This window comes from Deltaproteobacteria bacterium, from assembly GCA_026388415.1.
Taxonomy (GTDB): domain Bacteria; phylum Desulfobacterota; class Syntrophia; order Syntrophales; family JACQWR01; genus JAPLJV01.
The window spans coordinates 1-15,558 of record JAPLJV010000059.1 but is presented as its reverse complement, the minus strand read 5'-3'; the positions used below and the strand labels follow the sequence as shown (position 1 = coordinate 15,558).

15 protein-coding genes are annotated in these 15,558 nt (G+C 50.9%); 11 read left to right on the top strand and 4 right to left on the bottom strand.

Annotated elements, in window-relative coordinates; all coding sequences use genetic code 11:
• The first annotated feature begins 7 nt into the window (after positions 1-7).
• The 10 genes from NT140_11925 (at position 8) to NT140_11880 (ending at position 9,790) form a co-directional block, all read left to right on the top strand.
• Complete coding sequence (locus tag NT140_11925; GenBank protein ID MCX5832571.1) at positions 8-421, top strand: hypothetical protein; 414 nt, start codon at positions 8-10, stop codon at positions 419-421.
• A 68-nt stretch (positions 422-489) separates the two neighbouring features.
• Complete coding sequence (locus NT140_11920; GenBank protein ID MCX5832570.1) at positions 490-2,172, top strand: NAD(P)/FAD-dependent oxidoreductase; 1,683 nt, start codon at positions 490-492, stop codon at positions 2,170-2,172.
• A gap of 59 nt (positions 2,173-2,231) precedes the next feature.
• The gene (locus NT140_11915; protein MCX5832569.1) at positions 2,232-3,122 is read left to right on the top strand and encodes an ARMT1-like domain-containing protein; all 891 of its coding nucleotides are present in this window, start codon (positions 2,232-2,234) and stop codon (positions 3,120-3,122) included.
• A 56-nt stretch (positions 3,123-3,178) separates the two neighbouring features.
• Positions 3,179-3,934: an SDR family oxidoreductase gene (locus NT140_11910; GenBank protein ID MCX5832568.1), complete on the top strand. Its 756-nt coding sequence runs from the start codon at positions 3,179-3,181 to the stop codon at positions 3,932-3,934.
• 75 nt (positions 3,935-4,009) lie between these two features.
• On the top strand, positions 4,010-5,692 hold the full coding sequence (locus NT140_11905; GenBank protein MCX5832567.1) for a PEP-utilizing enzyme: 1,683 nt from the start codon (positions 4,010-4,012) through the stop codon (positions 5,690-5,692).
• Positions 5,693-5,736: 44 nt separating this feature from the next.
• Positions 5,737-6,393 (top strand): hypothetical protein, encoded by a 657-nt coding sequence (locus tag NT140_11900; GenBank protein MCX5832566.1) that lies wholly within the window; start codon positions 5,737-5,739, stop codon positions 6,391-6,393.
• A 92-nt stretch (positions 6,394-6,485) separates the two neighbouring features.
• On the top strand, positions 6,486-7,814 hold the full coding sequence (locus NT140_11895; protein MCX5832565.1) for a phenylacetate--CoA ligase family protein: 1,329 nt from the start codon (positions 6,486-6,488) through the stop codon (positions 7,812-7,814).
• Positions 7,815-7,902: 88 nt separating this feature from the next.
• Positions 7,903-8,082, top strand: a complete 180-nt coding sequence (locus NT140_11890; protein ID MCX5832564.1) for a hypothetical protein — start codon at positions 7,903-7,905, stop codon at positions 8,080-8,082.
• Between the two features lie 68 nt (positions 8,083-8,150).
• Complete coding sequence (locus NT140_11885; GenBank protein ID MCX5832563.1) at positions 8,151-9,176, top strand: PEP/pyruvate-binding domain-containing protein; 1,026 nt, start codon at positions 8,151-8,153, stop codon at positions 9,174-9,176.
• Positions 9,176-9,790: an HD domain-containing protein gene (locus NT140_11880; protein MCX5832562.1), complete on the top strand. Its 615-nt coding sequence runs from the start codon at positions 9,176-9,178 to the stop codon at positions 9,788-9,790. The genes NT140_11885 and NT140_11880 overlap by 1 nt, the downstream gene beginning before the upstream one ends.
• 144 nt (positions 9,791-9,934) lie before the next feature.
• On the opposite strand, the gene NT140_11875 is transcribed toward NT140_11880, so the two are convergent.
• Positions 9,935-10,471, bottom strand: coding sequence for a hypothetical protein (locus tag NT140_11875; protein MCX5832561.1), 537 nt, complete (start codon positions 10,469-10,471; stop codon positions 9,935-9,937).
• A 99-nt stretch (positions 10,472-10,570) separates the two neighbouring features.
• Positions 10,571-13,684, bottom strand: a complete 3,114-nt coding sequence (locus NT140_11870; GenBank protein ID MCX5832560.1) for a caspase family protein — start codon at positions 13,682-13,684, stop codon at positions 10,571-10,573.
• Between NT140_11870 and NT140_11865 the strand changes: the two genes are divergently transcribed.
• Complete coding sequence (locus NT140_11865; protein MCX5832559.1) at positions 13,638-13,925, top strand: hypothetical protein; 288 nt, start codon at positions 13,638-13,640, stop codon at positions 13,923-13,925. The two genes, NT140_11870 and NT140_11865, sit on opposite strands and share 47 nt — an antisense overlap.
• Before the next feature lie 450 nt (positions 13,926-14,375).
• On the opposite strand, the gene NT140_11860 is transcribed toward NT140_11865, so the two are convergent.
• Both NT140_11860 and NT140_11855 read right to left on the bottom strand, forming a co-directional pair.
• Complete coding sequence (locus NT140_11860; GenBank protein ID MCX5832558.1) at positions 14,376-15,071, bottom strand: UPF0280 family protein; 696 nt, start codon at positions 15,069-15,071, stop codon at positions 14,376-14,378.
• A 112-nt stretch (positions 15,072-15,183) separates the two neighbouring features.
• Positions 15,184-15,558: 4Fe-4S binding protein (locus NT140_11855; protein MCX5832557.1), on the bottom strand; the 375-nt coding region annotated here is incomplete at its 5' end.

Below are 15,558 nucleotides of genomic sequence, written 5' to 3'. Positions count from 1 at the left end.
GAATGCCATGTTTGTAAGATCCACCGGCTTAGGTAGGACATTGCTGACGGGGAGAATCGACAAGATTATCACCACTACTGTAGTCCCCTCAACCCTGGAGCAGCCCACAGACGGTTCTAAAGAACCGATGCGGCTCCTGGTGGAGGTCGAAATTACTAATCCCGTTCACTGGACGGTGCGAGCATTTGTTGACCCGCCTGATTTAAGGGAAATGATAATGATCATCCTCAGCAGTCCGGGACTGATTTTCAAATGCCTTAAGTTCCTCTTTATGAAGGGACCGGATTATAATGTGGCAGCGTCGGCCGGGAAGTCTGACGCCGCCGCCGCGAACCTGTCGGCTCCGGCCGTTCCGTCGAAAGCTGTTGGCTCCGGACCGGCGTCAGCAGGTCCCATGTCCATTCCCGTAAGGAAAAAGTGATTTTTTAACATTACAGGGGACAGAATTCGATTCTGTCCCCATAAGGATACATGTACAGGGAGGGTATTATGCCAGATAAAAAGTATGATGCAGTTGTAGTCGGAGGTGGGCATCACGCAACTATAATCGCGTGTTATCTGCAGCGGGCCGGTCTCAAGACAGCAATGTTTGAGCGGTGGCACGAGATGGGTGGAGGCGCCTGCGGTGAAGAGTTGCCGCTGCCGGGTTTCATACAGAATGTATGTGCGCACTTTACGAGATTTTATACGAATCCGGCGTACGCCGATTTTAATTTGCGAGACTACGGGTTGGTTTACCTGTTCCCGGAGAACAACGAGGCGTGGATTTATCCTGACGGTAGCTACATTATGGGAAAAACGATCTTTCCGGTAGTGGATCCTCTCACGGGCCGGGCGGAATTCTCGCAGTCGGCGGCCGACTACACGATCAAAGAGATTGCCAAGATCAACCAGGACGATGCCAATACGGTTGAGGATATCATCAGGCGCTTCAAAAATAAGTGGAAAAAGGCTTTTGGACTTTACCGTTACACGGGACCTGGCGAATGGGGCACGGGACCTGATCCCCTCGAGGCACTGTTTGACGATCCGAAAGATGGTCTGGATAAAGATATGTGTATGGCAACCGTCGGAGAGATCGCCACCAGGATGTTTAAGAGTCCTGAGATGCAGACCTTCTACATGCGGGCTATCCAGACCTCCAACGGCCTGCTGCCCTGCGACAGACCGGGACCATATTGGCATGTTCACGCCCTGGGCCTCATCCTCTCCATGGATGCCGCGGCGATCGTAACGGGCGGGACGCACAGTATTACCCATGCCCTTCTCCGGGCTTTTGAGCAGTACGGAGGAGAATTTTTTGTTCTCAACGAAGTAAAGAAAGTCCTGGTAGATAACAACAAGGCCTACGGAATCGAATTGAAGAATGGCGACCGGGTGCTGGCAGACATCGTCGTGAGCGATTTGAGCGTAGAACTAACCTTGGAAGCCGTGGGCAAGGAGTGGACGCCCGATGAGCTCTGGGATAAGGCGCAGAAACTGAAGGTAAAACCGGCGACGTTGGAAGAAAAGGGTTATGAGCGGACTCAGCTTATGTGGGGGAATATTGCCCTGATGGAAGCCCCCGTGTACCCGATGAACGCGGAATTGGGAATGGTTCCCAGGTTATACTTCGGCAAGGCGGATCCCGAGTATTTCCTGAGCGGCCGTTATCAGAAGGAACGCTGGGAAAAAGGGATTGCCGATCAGCTTTATCTCTTGGTGGCGCCGGACGTACAGTGGGATAAGACACGCGCCCCGGCAGGGAGATTCGCGGCCCTCGTAGAGGAGTTCACGTGTCCCTGGAGACAATTCTCGGAGAGAGAGTGGCTGAGAATGAAGAAAGAGATTGAGTTCCGCATGGTGGAAGAATGGGGTAAATACGCCCCCAATGTGACGATGGATAACTTCATTTCCGGATGGATTGCCACGCCGGACGATGTGGTCAACAGAAATCCCTGTATGCCTCAGGGCGGTTGGGGAGCGCTCGATGCCCACTATGAGTGTTCTGGAAGATTGAGACCCTTCCCGGAGATATCGGGTTATCGTCTGCCCGTGAAGAATTACTACCTCTGTTCATCGGCGGCGCATTCTGGCCACGGCATCGGTCGCGGCAGCAGTTACAACTGTTATAAGGTTATTGCCGAGGATCTGGGTCTGAAATACAAGCCCTGGGAAGAACGCGGCTGGTAGCAATATCCCCGATAAAAGCACTCGGGGATGACAAGAAAATACCGGATAGAGGCCAGCACATGAAACCGGACGTAAAATGTGGATTGTGTATTCTGGAGTGGGTTTACGGTCGGGCGATAGCGCAGAATGGGAATAAGGACATTCCCCAACTGTTCAAGAATATCGCCCGGCTCCTTTCCCACGAAATCAAGGCCTCTGCCAACATGGGTGTCCTGTGTAACCAGGCGGTGGAATTAATCTACGAGTTTGTTACCCCGCAGTCGGATTTTTGGGAGGGGATCAAGCAGGAGACGAATGAGTACGTCGCGGGATTACTGCCGCAGGCTAAATTATATATCAATAAGGCCAGAACGTCGTCGGGAAGGTTCAAAAGGGCATGTTTTCTTGCTGCCGCCGGGAACGTATCCCCCATGGGCGCACCCACCGGGGGGAAAGCCTTTGCCTTTCCGGAAGTCCTTGCCATTATGGATGGGACGGGTCCCTTGCCCGTCGTTGTGGGCGACGTGTACCAAGCCGCTCTCCAGTCACGCCATATCTTCTATGTAACCGATAACGCAGGCGAGATCGGTTTTGACTCGCTCCTGGTGACACAACTGAAGGAAATGGGCAAGAACGTAACCCTGGTGGTTAAGAAACCGGCTTATTTTGAGGATGCTACGCGGGCGGATGCGGTCTTTTACAACCTCGACCGCACGGCAGATAAGGTGGTGACGGTCAACAAGGTTTTTGTCCCCGGGAAAGGCAACTCTGCCGCCGACCGGGCTTTTCGTGAGAGCGATCTCGTGATTTCGAAAGGAACCGGAAACTATGATGCCCTGCGTGGAGAAACACAGGGAAAGCCTGCGCTCTACCTTTTGAAAATCAAGTGCGATCCGGTCGCCAGGGGTATGGGCATACGCGAGGGACGATTTGTTGTCAAACTTGACAGCGCTTCAACACTTAAAACGTGAACATCTTAATCTTAGATGTGAGTAAAAATCATTAAAGGAGGTAATATCAATAACCTATGAAAAGATTAGAGGGGAAAGTGGTAATCATTACGGGAGCTGGGAAAGGGCTGGGCAAGGCCTTTGCCGTGAGGTTTGCCGAGGAAGGCGCCCGGCTGGTACTCGTGACTCGGAAAGACATGGATGGCCTCAATAAAGCAGCAGCGGAAGTAAAAGCCAAAGGCGCGGAATGTATTTTTTTCCAGGCGGACGTTACGAAACTCGATGATATGCAGAAAGTGGCTGATGAGACCTTGAAGAAGTTCGGAAGAATAGATGTACTGGTCAATAATGCCGCCTACTATTTTGGCATCGAGCGGAAACCCTTCGATAAGGTCCCGCCTGAAGAGTGGGATCTGATGATGAACATCAACGTCAAGGGACCCTGGATCTGTGCCCGGACGGTCTTTCCCAGTATGAAGGCACAGGGGAAGGGGAAGATCATCAACCTGACCTCCGAGGTATTTTTCACCGGTTCTAATGGTTTTGTCCATTATGTTGCCTCCAAAGGCGGGGTGGTGGGATTAACCAGGGCTCTGGCCGCCGAACTGGGACCGAACAACATCACGGTTAACGCAGTAGCGCCGGGTTTTACCGACACCGAGGCGAGCCGCACCATAGCGGATGTGACAAAATATGACACATCGAAGACACCGCTCCGGAGACTGGGCACGGCCGAAGACATCGTTGGAGCGGCACTTTTTCTGGCTTCTGATGACGCTGACTTTATCACGGGGGAGATAATACTCGTGGATGGTGGACGGGCCATGCACTAAGAAGCTGTAAGACATTTAACCCCTGGGGACAGAATTGAATTCTGTCCCCAGAAGTAATTATGCAGGGAGCATGCGATGAAGATTTATGATTGTGTGCCGGGATTTGAATTTGATGAGAAAACAGATCTTGAACAGTCCCCCGCCTGGTTTCTTGACGGTACCCACTCTGTTCCTCCTTGGACGCCGATGTTCGGGTGGTTCTGGATCAATTTCTGCCGTCACGGGATGCAGTACGGGGCTGAGACTCTGCAGTTGCCCACCGTCAATGGCTGGGACTGGCGTTTTAAAGATGGCGGCGCTTACCTGACGCTGTTATTGGTGGGCTCGGAGGAAGAAAAGCGGGCCCGGGAGGCGAAGTTCAGTCAGGCGATCCGGCCTTTCGTGGAGGACTATGACAAACTCTGGACGGGCTTACTGGAGGAGCTGTTCGTCCGTTACCGGAAAATTAAGGCGGTGGACGGCGAAAAAGCGACCCAGATAGAACTCCTGGAAAACTTCGAATACGCAATCGCCACATGCCGTAGAATGTGGGAAATCCACATGTATATGATGTACGGCACCTACACGCCCTTCGTACTGTTTGAAAAGCTCTGCAAGCATCTGCTGAACATTGATGATACCCATCCTGATTTCCAGAAGCTCATGAGTGGCTTCGATAATGAGAGTTTCCGTGTTGACCGCGGTCTGTGCGACTATGCCCAGAAGTTAAGGGATATCGGCATGGAAGCAACACTGCAGGCGACTGCCCCCAAAGATTGGGAGGCCAAGCTCCAGGCAACCGACAAGGGGCGCGATTTTCTCAAAGACTTCGCGGTGTTCCTGGACACGAAAGCCGGCTGGCGGATGGAAAGAATGGCAGAGATCTGCTTGCCCACGTGGTCGGAAGATATAGCTCAGGCCTTCGACAAGGTGTTGGTTTATCTGAAGGCGGGAGAGGCGTTTGATCTCGAAAAGAAGAGATTGTCTCTCGAACAGGAAAGAAAAAAAACAGAAGTGGAGTTGCTGAACAAGGTCTCACCCGAACAGAGGGGATGGTTTTCCACGCTTATGAAAATTGCTCAGAACTGCAGCCGTTTCAGTGAAGAGCATAACCACTACCTCGACCAGAGTACCCATGCTCTGCTGCGCAAGACATGTATTGATATTGGCAAGCGGTTTGCGGCCGCGGGAACTATCGCCGAACGGGATGACATTTTTTTCCTCATGCCGGATGAAGTCCGCAAGGCAGGAATCAACCCCGTGAGATTTAATCTTAAGGGTATTGTAGATCGCCGCCGGGCCGAATGGACGCAGTGGAACAAGGACGGGAACCCGCCCATCATTTTAAGGGATGGTTTCAGTATGCCGCAAGCCATGGATATGATGATAAAAGCCATGGACCCGATCGCCCTCAAAGTAGTCGTAGGCACAATGCCGACGGCCCGACCTGATATTAAGGCCGACCTCTTCGGAACGTGCGGGTCCACCGGTGTGGCCGAAGGCATCGCCCGGGTCGTCTTCAAGGAAGAAGATCTCGCCACCATACAGCGTGGGGATATCCTCATAGCGGTGAGTACATCGCCGGCCTGGACGCCGATCTTCGGAATGATCAAGGGCGTGGTGGTGGACAGAGGCGGCAGTCTCTCCCACGCCGCCATCGTAGGCAGAGAATACGGCATCCCCGTGGTGATGAACGTATTCGAAGGAACGACGAAGATTAAATCGGGCCAGAGAATAAAGGTAGATGCCAATCTGGGAACAGTAGTAATTCTGTCGTAACCGCATCCCGGCAAGGCAGGTTATAATTTAAGTGGAGGTGAGTTATGTTTCTGTTCGTTCAGCAATTTGAAGTCAGAAAGGGCAAGGAGGTTGACTACTCTAATTTTATCCTGCGGAAACATCTCCCTGCCATGACGAGGATGGGTCTCAACGTCATCGGTGGATTCCATGTTATTCTGGGATCCGGTCCGAGGATCACCTCCGCGGCAGTGACCGACGATTTCGTGAGCCTGCAAAAGGCCATGCAGGGCGATGAGTTTCTGGAAGTAACTAAAGAGCTGCATGAATATGTTCACAGTTACAGCAACGCCGTCCTCAAGGACACGGGCCGGGTGGCCATGGCTAATTACAACATGGCTCTCGGAACTTGGCGATTTAACCAGTATTTTAAATTAGTGCCGGGTACGGAAGCGGAATACTCGGACTTCCTGAAGAATGAGTATATACCAATGCTGGCAAAATTGGGTATCCTGGTTCATGCAGAGTGGCAGGTCATCATTGGCAACACCCTGCGCATTCTTTTGGAAGGAGTCACTACCAACCTCGTGGATGTTGCGAAGGCGATGATCACGGATGAATACCGCCTCCAGAGACGCCGGTTGCTGGCCAATTTTGCGGGCGACTACAGCAGCAGAATTCTGGCGCCGACGGGGAGAGTGGAGCTTGCCTATCTTTTAGGCGAGATGACGAAAGCGCTATAGGGGATAGTCCCGGTGGCAAAGGATAACAACACCGACATGTTATCGGGACTGACATAGGACTGCACGAAATAATTTTAAGTGAGGATGATGCTATGGCCAAGAATGAAAGTATTTACTGGAACCCTGTCATGGAAACGATGCCGCGCGAAAAGCTGCGGGAGCTTCAGGTGAAGAAGTTCAAGAGGATATTTACCTGGGCTTACGAGAACTCGCCATTTTACAGGAAAATTTACCAGGATGCCGGCATGGAGCCGGGCGACATCAAAACCTACGAGGACATCAAAAAGGTTCCCAAGACAGATAAGGGTATGTTGAGAGACGTCCAGACCCGGCCGCCCTTCCCTTATGGTGATATGCTGGCTGTGCCGCTCAGCCAGGTTACGGAGTTCCGGCAAACCAGCGGTACCACGGGAACCCCTGTATATCAGGCCGATACCTGGCAAGACTGGGAATGGTGGGCGGAGTGCTGGGCCTATATACTTTATGCCCAGGGTTACCGCGATACGGACAGGATGTTTATCCCCTTCGGTTACAACATTTTTGTTGCCTTCTGGGCCTGTCACTATGGCGCAGAGAAGCTCGGCTGCGAAGTCGTACCGGGCGGTGTGCTGGACACGGAGGCCCGGATCATGAAGATGCAGGAACTCAAGTGCACCGCCTTCGGAGCTACCCCGACTTATGTGCTCGGCATGGCCGACACGGCGAGAAAGATCGGGATTGATCCCCGCTCGATCGGCATCCAGAGAATCACCTGCGCCGGTGAACCAGGCGCCAGCATTCCTACCACGAAGAAGAGGATCGAGGATGCCTGGGGAGCGAAGGTATATGATCACATCGGCGCCACGGAGATAGGTGCGTGGAGTTACAATTGCACCTTCCAGAAAGGCCTCCACATAAACGAGGCCTTCTTCCTCGTCGAGATAGAGGATATTGATACCGGTGAAATCATAGATACGCCCGGAAAGAACGGCAAAATGATTATCACGGCCCTGGACCGGATTGCTAAGCCCTGCATCCGTTTCGACTCGAAAGACGTGATCCGTTGGGCTGATTATGACTGCGAGTGCGGACGCACCTTCCGGAGTATTGACGGTGGTGTCGTCGGCCGGGCCGATGACATTACCAAGGTGAAGGGCGTACTTCTGGCCCCGACGGCTATCGAAGAAGTGGTGAGGAGCTTTGAGGAGCTTAGTGACGAATACGAAGTTGTGGTGAGCAAGAAGGGCGACATTGATGATATCCTTCTTAGGATAGAGATCAAGCCGGGATGCGAGAAAAATGAAGCGGATATTCTCAGGCGTTTAAAAGATCAGCTTCGGGTCAAAACGAATCTCGGGTATAAAATGGAAATTCACCCCTATGAAAGCTTGCCCAGGTACGTCTTGAAGGCGAAGAGATTCAAGGATCTTAGAGAACATTAGCAAGTTAGAAATTGCTTGCTGCGTCTTTATGCAGCAAGCAATTTCGTAAACTTGCTTGTCCCGCGTAGCGGGGTTAGGAGAATTTATTATGAAAGCCAAGTACGACATCAGAAAAATGGATGCCAAGATCAAAGAGATAAGGAAAGCCGCCGAAGAACTCCAGAAAATGGGGGGAGATATCGAGGCCGTAAAAAAGAATCTGGTTCGGCTCCTCGCGAGTACCAAGATGCTGGAGCTCAACATATCCGATGCGATATTAGTGCTGTAGGGGCACGTTGCAACACGTCCCAACGTTATTGGCCGGGGAGGTCGGTAAGATGATGAAGAGTCCTAGATATGGAGCAATGGATATATAGGTTCGAAGAACTGGGCGCCGATTGTAACGATCTGGTAGGGAAGAAGTGCGCCAACCTTGGCGAGATGAGTCAGATCGGCATGAGAGTGCCCGACGGCTTTGCCATATCTGTGCGAGGATTTGAGGAGTTCATGAATCTTACCGGCCTGGCCCGCTTGGTCAGGGAGCGTATCGAGCCGTGCCTTGACATGTCTAAAAGGGTGGAAGTATGCCAGGATGAGAGCCGTGCCGTCCAGCGTCTCATTGAGACTGCGGCGATGCCTGAGCCGATGGGGCAAGAGATAGCCAATTATTACCGGGAGTTGTGCCTGAAGGTGGGACTGCCGGACGTACCGGTAGCGGTCCGTTCGAGCGGCGTGGTTAGTATGCCCGGACATATGGATACGTATCTGAATATTACCGGAGCGGATGCGGTTATTGAACATATCAAGAAGGTCTGGAGCAGTTCTTATACGGTGCGGGCCATGATGTACCGGATCGAAAAGGGCCTGCCGGTAGAGTGGGCGCCCATCGGCGTGGCAGTAATGAGACTGGTTGATGCGAAATCGGCGGGCGTTGTCCTGACAGTATTGCCCACGACGGGAGATACGACGAAGGTGGTGATCGAAGGGAATTGGGGGTTGGGAGAGAGCGTCGTCAGCGGTGAGGTCACCCCCGATTTGTTTACAGTGGAGAAAGACGATTTGCAGATCGTGAGCAGAGTGGTTACCCGTAAACAGGGGATGGTGGTACGGGAAGTTTCCGGGACAAAGTACGTGCAAGTCCCCGAAGAGTTACAGGAGAAACCCTGTCTCGACGATGAAGAGCTGATCGCTATTGCCAAAACCGCCCTTGATGTAGAGAGCCACTTCGGTGTTCCCCAGGATATGGAATGGGTTGTTGATAAAAACCTCCCCTTTCCGGAAAATATATTCTGGGTTCAGGCCAGACCGGCGAATTATACAAAAGCGGATAAGTCCAAAGATGTTGACTACATTATCAATCTCATGGTGGGAATGTTTGACTGATGTTGGGCCGGAAAGAAATTAAGGACAACATTGGTTACGCTGAGTACCGCCATATTTTTCAATTAGCCAAGCCCTACTTGAATACTCGCAGAAACGATATTCATACGGAAATCGTTTATCGTTTTGCGGCCCGGCTACTTGCGAGTGAGCCAGGCGATGCCTCGGTAGCCTTACCGGCGGCTATCTGCCATGACGTAGGTTGGAGCAAGGTGCCGGAGGAGTTGCAGTTGAAGGCCTTCGGGCCCACGTTTGACCCGGCGCTGACCCGCCTGCATGAGATTGAGGGGGTAAAGCTGGCGCAGGAGATTTTACTGGAGGTGGATTATGAACCGCAAAAGACAGCGGAAATACTGGCCATCATCGAGGGACACGATACCCGCTTGACGGCGCTTTCGCCCAGCGATGAAATTGTCAAAGATGCGGATAAGCTGTGGCGCTTTGATCAAGTCGGTTTAGAAATTGATATAGAGCGTTTCCGGGTAGATAGGACCGCTCACATCAATTGGCTGGAACAGCAGATCGCTCCCTGGTTTTTTACAGAGACCGGCAAAAAGCTGGCGCGGGAAGAGATCAGGCTATCAAGGCGTGGAACTGGATATGGAATTAAACTCTGAGGAGTTTGCCAGAATTGTTTTGGAGCAGTTCGGAGGAATGATGAACACCGGCCCTCGCTCCTGAACAATGTTGCCTCAATGGAAAAATCACTTTAAGTTATCAAGGTCTTTCTTTATTTCTTCTTGCCTTCCACTTATGCACCCCTATTTTGAAACAGGCTCAAGAATAAGTGTTTTATTGCCATCCTTATCAACCGAAACCGAATAAGTGCGTTTTTTCTGACGAACAAACTTGGGGGACGGCATAACTATTTTGTTGTCACTTGTGATAATAAATGTTTCTCCTGCGAATTTATTCCCCATGTTGATTTTGACAAAATATTCCACGTTTTTTTGCAGTTCAACAGGGCCTTTTGTTATTTGAAACTCTTCAAACTTCTGTCCGTATCTTATCTGTTGCAACTTTAGATATTTTCTTTTCTTAACCTCGGTTTTCATATCATAACCAAGCAACCACATCACCTTAAGATTCTCGTACCTCCATTTATCAGGGCCACTTTTGTTTTTATCTATTAAAGTACTTACCTCCAGGGAGGTAATCTCATGCTCTTCCTCAAGCACAAAAAACAGTTCATTGTCTATCATTACCACATCAACCGGAACCGGGCCTATGCAGGAATAAAAACAGATGCCAAAAATAAACAGAAGCATTATTCTTGTGAAATACTTTGCTGTTTTCATCTTAACCCTCCTCCTTTCGCTGGTTTTCATGTAACTTTTGACATCACCGAGCAAAAGGGCGCTGTCGCTAATTATTTAATGACCGGGCTTGTCGTAAAATTACCTTACCCTCCCGATCGGAAAATCATTTACGCCCGTCTCAATCATCGGGTTCTGTTGACGCTTGAAGACTTCCTCGGAGAGCGTCATCACCCGCTCCTCTGTATGCAGGGCAAGCCCCTTCACGGTTATGAAACCGTCTTTCTTGAAGTCCGCCTTGCCCTGCAATCCTTCCAGGAGCACATAGGTGAATAGGCCGTGTCCTTTATAACCTTCAAGTGCTTGTTGCGTATCGGCGGAAGCGGAAAAGACTGATGAGCCGACAGCCCGCTGCAGGAGCTTGACCGCTGTTGCGTCGGTGAGGCCTCGTGTCTGCTGCAAGAGAGCTATCTGAATTTCCTTGCCCCCTTTGCCGGCATTGCAGGTGTCGAGGATCACGAGTTTCTTCTGCGCCGGGATGCTTCCGATAAGACTCACAAGGTCTTTGTGACTCAGGGCGTCTTTGCTGATATGTTGAGAGGAAAGGAGCCGGACATTACTCGTCAGTAAAAAATACTGCTCTTCGCCATTCACCACGTCAACCATACCGTGGGAAGCATTGTAGAATATAAAAAGGTCGTTGGGCTTGACCATCTGCCGTACTTCTTCAAAGGCTTTGGTGATGGCCTCTTTAGTCGTGGCCTCAGGCGTAATCAGCGTCCGGATGTCAGCCTTCTCAAACAAAGGGGATGCAACCTTCTGCAACGTCCCGGCAAAGGCAATGGCATCGGGAACCGCGTAGGTCAACGAGATGGATTGGTTCCTGTATGTATTGATGCCGATAACCAGGGCATAGAGATTGGGTTTCTGCATAGCGGCCCTGGAAATAACGCTGATCAGGGCGGGATTCGACTCCATGGAGTTCTCCCCATTGAAAGCGACAGCCCTGATTTCGTTTTGTCCTTTGATGAGAGGTATGGTGAACGACAGAATCCTTTCGTTGGCCGAGGCCTTGCCCTTGACGATGACGCCCCGCGTATCATTGGCGACCTGAGCGCCGTTAAGATAAACATTCACAATCCCGATCCCGCCGCCGCTGTCCGTGATTTTCAGGGTGACGGCAACGTTATCCTGGTCCACGGAGCTGTTGGTGACGGGTGACAGGATCTGAACGTTGGGAGCGGGTTTTTGGGCGGCAATATCCGTAATCAACTCGCCTTGGGGCATTTCCTTGCCGGCAAGGGCCAACTGAACAAGCTCCGGCCGGTAAAACTTTGCATAAAACTGATCAATGCCGTAGACGTTGTTGCCGACCCGCACATTGAGATGTTTGGCGCCATTAGGTGAGGCGTTAAAATATCCATTCGGCGTGATGACTACCCATTCTCCGTCGGTGAAGCTGATGAATTGAGCAATCTCTTTGCCGGTGGCACTGTCCCAGAAACGAGTCGTGCCGTCTTCACTCCCGGAGAGGACATATCTGCCATCAGGTGAGAACGCAATAGAGACGACGGAAGAGGAATGTCTGGATGCCCATACCTCTTGTCCTGTGGAAATGTCCCAGAATTTAACGGTGTTGTCTGCACTTCCCGACGATACATATTTACCATCAGGGGAAAAGGCGACAGCGTAAACAAAGTCAGCATGTCCGGTAAATTGTCTTATCTCTCTTCCTGTTGAAATATCCCATAACTTGATGGTACGATCGCCGCTGCCTGACAATGCGTAGCGTCCATCAGGACTAACGGCTATGGAGTCAATACTTGTAAAATGCTTCCCGGCGAATGTCCTTATTCCCTTTCCTGTCGATACTTCCCATAGTTTGAGGGTGGTATTATATTCGCTTCCCGACAATGCATAACGGCCGTCGGGCGAAAAGACGACGGATCCAGGATGTTTACTGCCGCTGAATGTCCTGATCTCTTTTCCGGTTATGACATCCCATAGTTTGATGCCTTCCACATTTTCAGATAGTGCCTGCTTACCTTCTGGAGAAAAAGCTACCGCGCCAATAGTACTTACTTCTTTTACAAAAGACTTAATTTCCTTCCCCGTCTCTACATTCCAAAGTTTGAGATTTCTCCCTCCAGAGAGCACATATTTTCCATCCGGGGAAAAAGCTGCTGCCTGAGGGAAGTGTGTCGAAATATTGTTCCCCCCCAGGGGAAAAGTTTTCACCTCTTTTCCTGCCACTATATCCCAAACCACGAAATAGTCTTTATCCAAAACATCAATACTAACAGAAAGTGCACGCCTGCCATCAGCAGACACGGCTATAGAGGCAACCTTTTTCATATACCCTTTAAAGACTCTCATTTCTTTTTGTGTTTCAATATCCCAGAGTTTGATAATACCACCCGACATCCCTGATATTACATATCTTCCGTCGGGCGAAAAGGCTATTGGCCCAGCATGATAGTCATCTCCTGATACTAAAAAGGCCGCGATCTCTTTACCTGTTTCTGTTTCGATCAGATTGAGTTGTCTTTTATCAAAAAATGATAAAACATATCGCCCATCGGGAGAAAAGGCCGCTGCGCCGGAACTTGTGGGATTCAACGTCCATATTGCCTTTCCGGTTTTAACATCCCACAGTGTAACATGACGATGGTTTCCAGAGCTTTCCCAATATGAGGCCAAAACGAACCTGCCGTTAGGAGAAAACGCAACAGAATTAATCAGGTCGGGAGATATTAATATTCTGATCTGTGCCCAGGTTTTTACATCCCAGAGTTTGAGCGGGCTACTGCCGCCGCCTGTTGCGGCATACCTGCCATCGGCAGAAAATGCGATGGCGTGAACACCTCCTTCCTTTACACTTCTAATCTTTTCCCCCGTTGCTGTGTTCCAAAGGATAAGTTCATTCTGGTGTCCGGCAAGGGCATTTTTACCGTCTGGGGATATCGCCACGGAATAAACACAGTCAACGTTTCGACTCTCATCTTTAAATGTCCTTATCGCTTGCCCCGTGTTCGCGTCCCAGAGTTTAAGTGTCCCGTCACGACTTGCCGACAAGGCATATTTCCCCTCTGGAGAAAAAACCACGGAGGTAACTCCGTCGGTATGACCTGCGAACGTTCTTAATTCTCTACCCGTTGCAACATCCCAAAGTTTAGCAGTCTTGTCCGAACTCCCTGACAGGATATACTTGCCATCTGGAGAAAAGGAGATAGAGTTAATCCCGGAATGCCCCATTTGCACAAATATTTCCGGCCCTTCCGCGGCAAAAGCAGAAGCTGAACTTATGGATAGTATGAAAATAATTCCAAAGCAGATCGACAAAAAAAAGGATAACCTCTTAATTCTAAACATATTATCTCCGTTCATTTATCTCCATGACGTTTATCTCTCCGGTAAGAATGATTTCACAGATTCCTCGAAAATTCCTTTGTATTTACCTTTTGTCTCATCAGGAACAGACAATTCAAGAACATAAAATCCCTCATCCTTTGTTTGTCTTTCATAACCGCAATTCGGGCACACGGCCATATTGATGCACTCCATAAAAGGAAGCCCCGCTCTCTTTTGGAAAACGGGGTTCAGTAATCAGTCCATAGCACCCTCCCAGGGCGTAGGGTTATAAATCACTCAACCATTTACCACATTTGTTAACCGATACTCTTATCCTTATTATCTCTCAAGGGATTTTTTTAATGTTCACTAAAAATTGAGATGACGTTGGACGGCATCATTCCCATCTGAAATCATGTATAATCCGGTTCGACTGGCAGGTGTGTAGTACAGGAAGTTATGCTCACCCCCGATCATCCCCAAATAACGCCACCTTTCATCTGGTGCTCAGTAATATACCTTGATCAAAAAAATAGCTATTTGTAACGTTTTTCTTTTGTATTGCCATTACTATCAGGCGATGCTCGATGGCGCGTTATCGGCCCATCCTGACCAGAGGGGGAACCCTGCCGGCCAACCCCACGTGGCCGTCTTTGACGATCAGCAAACCGCTCACGCCGGCGATGGCCACCATCGTATCCAAAGCCTTTTCCACATCCTCCACGGTTCTGACGAGATTGGCGGCCCGCGTCGCTACGGCATCGGCAAGGGCGGCGTCCTTCGCGACCACGGTAGCCAGATCGCACAGGCCCAGACTGAGCGAATGACCCATTTTCCCGGAGGAGGAGCAGATGGAAAGGGGGGTGTCGGATGCCTGAAGCGAAAAGGCAAGCCGGCCGATCTTTCCGGAACCGCCGGGGAAAAGGCCTATGACGACCGGCCCGGTGGTCTTCAGATAGATATCTCCTCCGTTGTCCACGATAGCCTCTTCGGCGCCGGCCTCAAGACCAGCCTCGACGGCGAGCTGGGCCATCGCGCCGGCTACGGCAGCCATCGGCCCCACGCCCGCAATCTTGGCCGCGCGGGCCATCCGCTTTGCCACCTCGGGGGCGTCGGCTGGAACTTCGAGCGGTTCCAGTGTATGCCTGAAAATGAGATCCCGCCGGACATAGTCTTCCAGGATTGCCCGTTGCCGGACGATCTCCCGCGTGACGGCAGTGAAGGCTTCGCAGCAGATGCGGAAGACCGCCTCCTTGTGGATGAACGTTCTGTAAACCCGCTTGCGGCTCATGGAGACCTAACCCCGATAAACGGGATAAGTAAGTTTACGAAATTATTTTTTGCTACTCTTTTCAGTGCCCCCCTTGATGGGTAGAAAAACGCAAAAAATAATTTCTAACTTACTAAAACGCCGAGGCGAAAGCCCCAAAGGGACATATACGGACGCATGCCATGCACTCGATGCATTCGGATTCCCGGTAGGAGACCTTGCGGGTTGCGCTGTCACCGATGGTCAGCGCCTCGGTGGGACAGTAGGTCACGCAGTAGCCGCAGTGGGAACAGAGCTCTTCGTCGCGTGTGACCCCCTTGCCGGTGTAATTGACGGTCACATTGAACGTCTTGACGAAATCGATGCCGTTCTGGATCGCCTCTTCCGTGCCCGTGACGTCCAGCACCAGATAGCCCTCTTCTTCCGGGGTTACTTTGGCGCGGAAGATATTGACAATGAGGTCGTAGTCCTTGACCAGATGATAGACGATCGGTTTTTCGCACTCGCA

Bases quoted from the DNA above. Each gene is read 5' to 3' on its own strand.
- NT140_11915 (MCX5832569.1), top strand. From the start codon at position 2,232: ATGAAACCGGACGTAAAATGTGGATTGTGTATTCTGGAGTGGGTTTAC.
- NT140_11885 (MCX5832563.1), top strand. From the start codon at position 8,151: ATGGAGCAATGGATATATAGGTTCGAAGAACTGGGCGCCGATTGTAAC.
- NT140_11890 (MCX5832564.1), top strand. From the start codon at position 7,903: ATGAAAGCCAAGTACGACATCAGAAAAATGGATGCCAAGATCAAAGAG.
- NT140_11860 (MCX5832558.1), bottom strand. From the start codon at position 15,071: ATGAGCCGCAAGCGGGTTTACAGAACGTTCATCCACAAGGAGGCGGTC.
- NT140_11925 (MCX5832571.1), top strand. From the start codon at position 8: ATGTTTGTAAGATCCACCGGCTTAGGTAGGACATTGCTGACGGGGAGA.
- NT140_11870 (MCX5832560.1), bottom strand. From the start codon at position 13,684: ATGGGGCATTCCGGGATTAACTCTATCTCCTTTTCTCCAGATGGCAAG.
- NT140_11875 (MCX5832561.1), bottom strand. From the start codon at position 10,471: ATGAAAACAGCAAAGTATTTCACAAGAATAATGCTTCTGTTTATTTTT.
- NT140_11905 (MCX5832567.1), top strand. From the start codon at position 4,010: ATGAAGATTTATGATTGTGTGCCGGGATTTGAATTTGATGAGAAAACA.
- NT140_11900 (MCX5832566.1), top strand. From the start codon at position 5,737: ATGTTTCTGTTCGTTCAGCAATTTGAAGTCAGAAAGGGCAAGGAGGTT.
- NT140_11910 (MCX5832568.1), top strand. From the start codon at position 3,179: ATGAAAAGATTAGAGGGGAAAGTGGTAATCATTACGGGAGCTGGGAAA.
- NT140_11895 (MCX5832565.1), top strand. From the start codon at position 6,486: ATGGCCAAGAATGAAAGTATTTACTGGAACCCTGTCATGGAAACGATG.
- NT140_11920 (MCX5832570.1), top strand. From the start codon at position 490: ATGCCAGATAAAAAGTATGATGCAGTTGTAGTCGGAGGTGGGCATCAC.
- NT140_11880 (MCX5832562.1), top strand. From the start codon at position 9,176: ATGTTGGGCCGGAAAGAAATTAAGGACAACATTGGTTACGCTGAGTAC.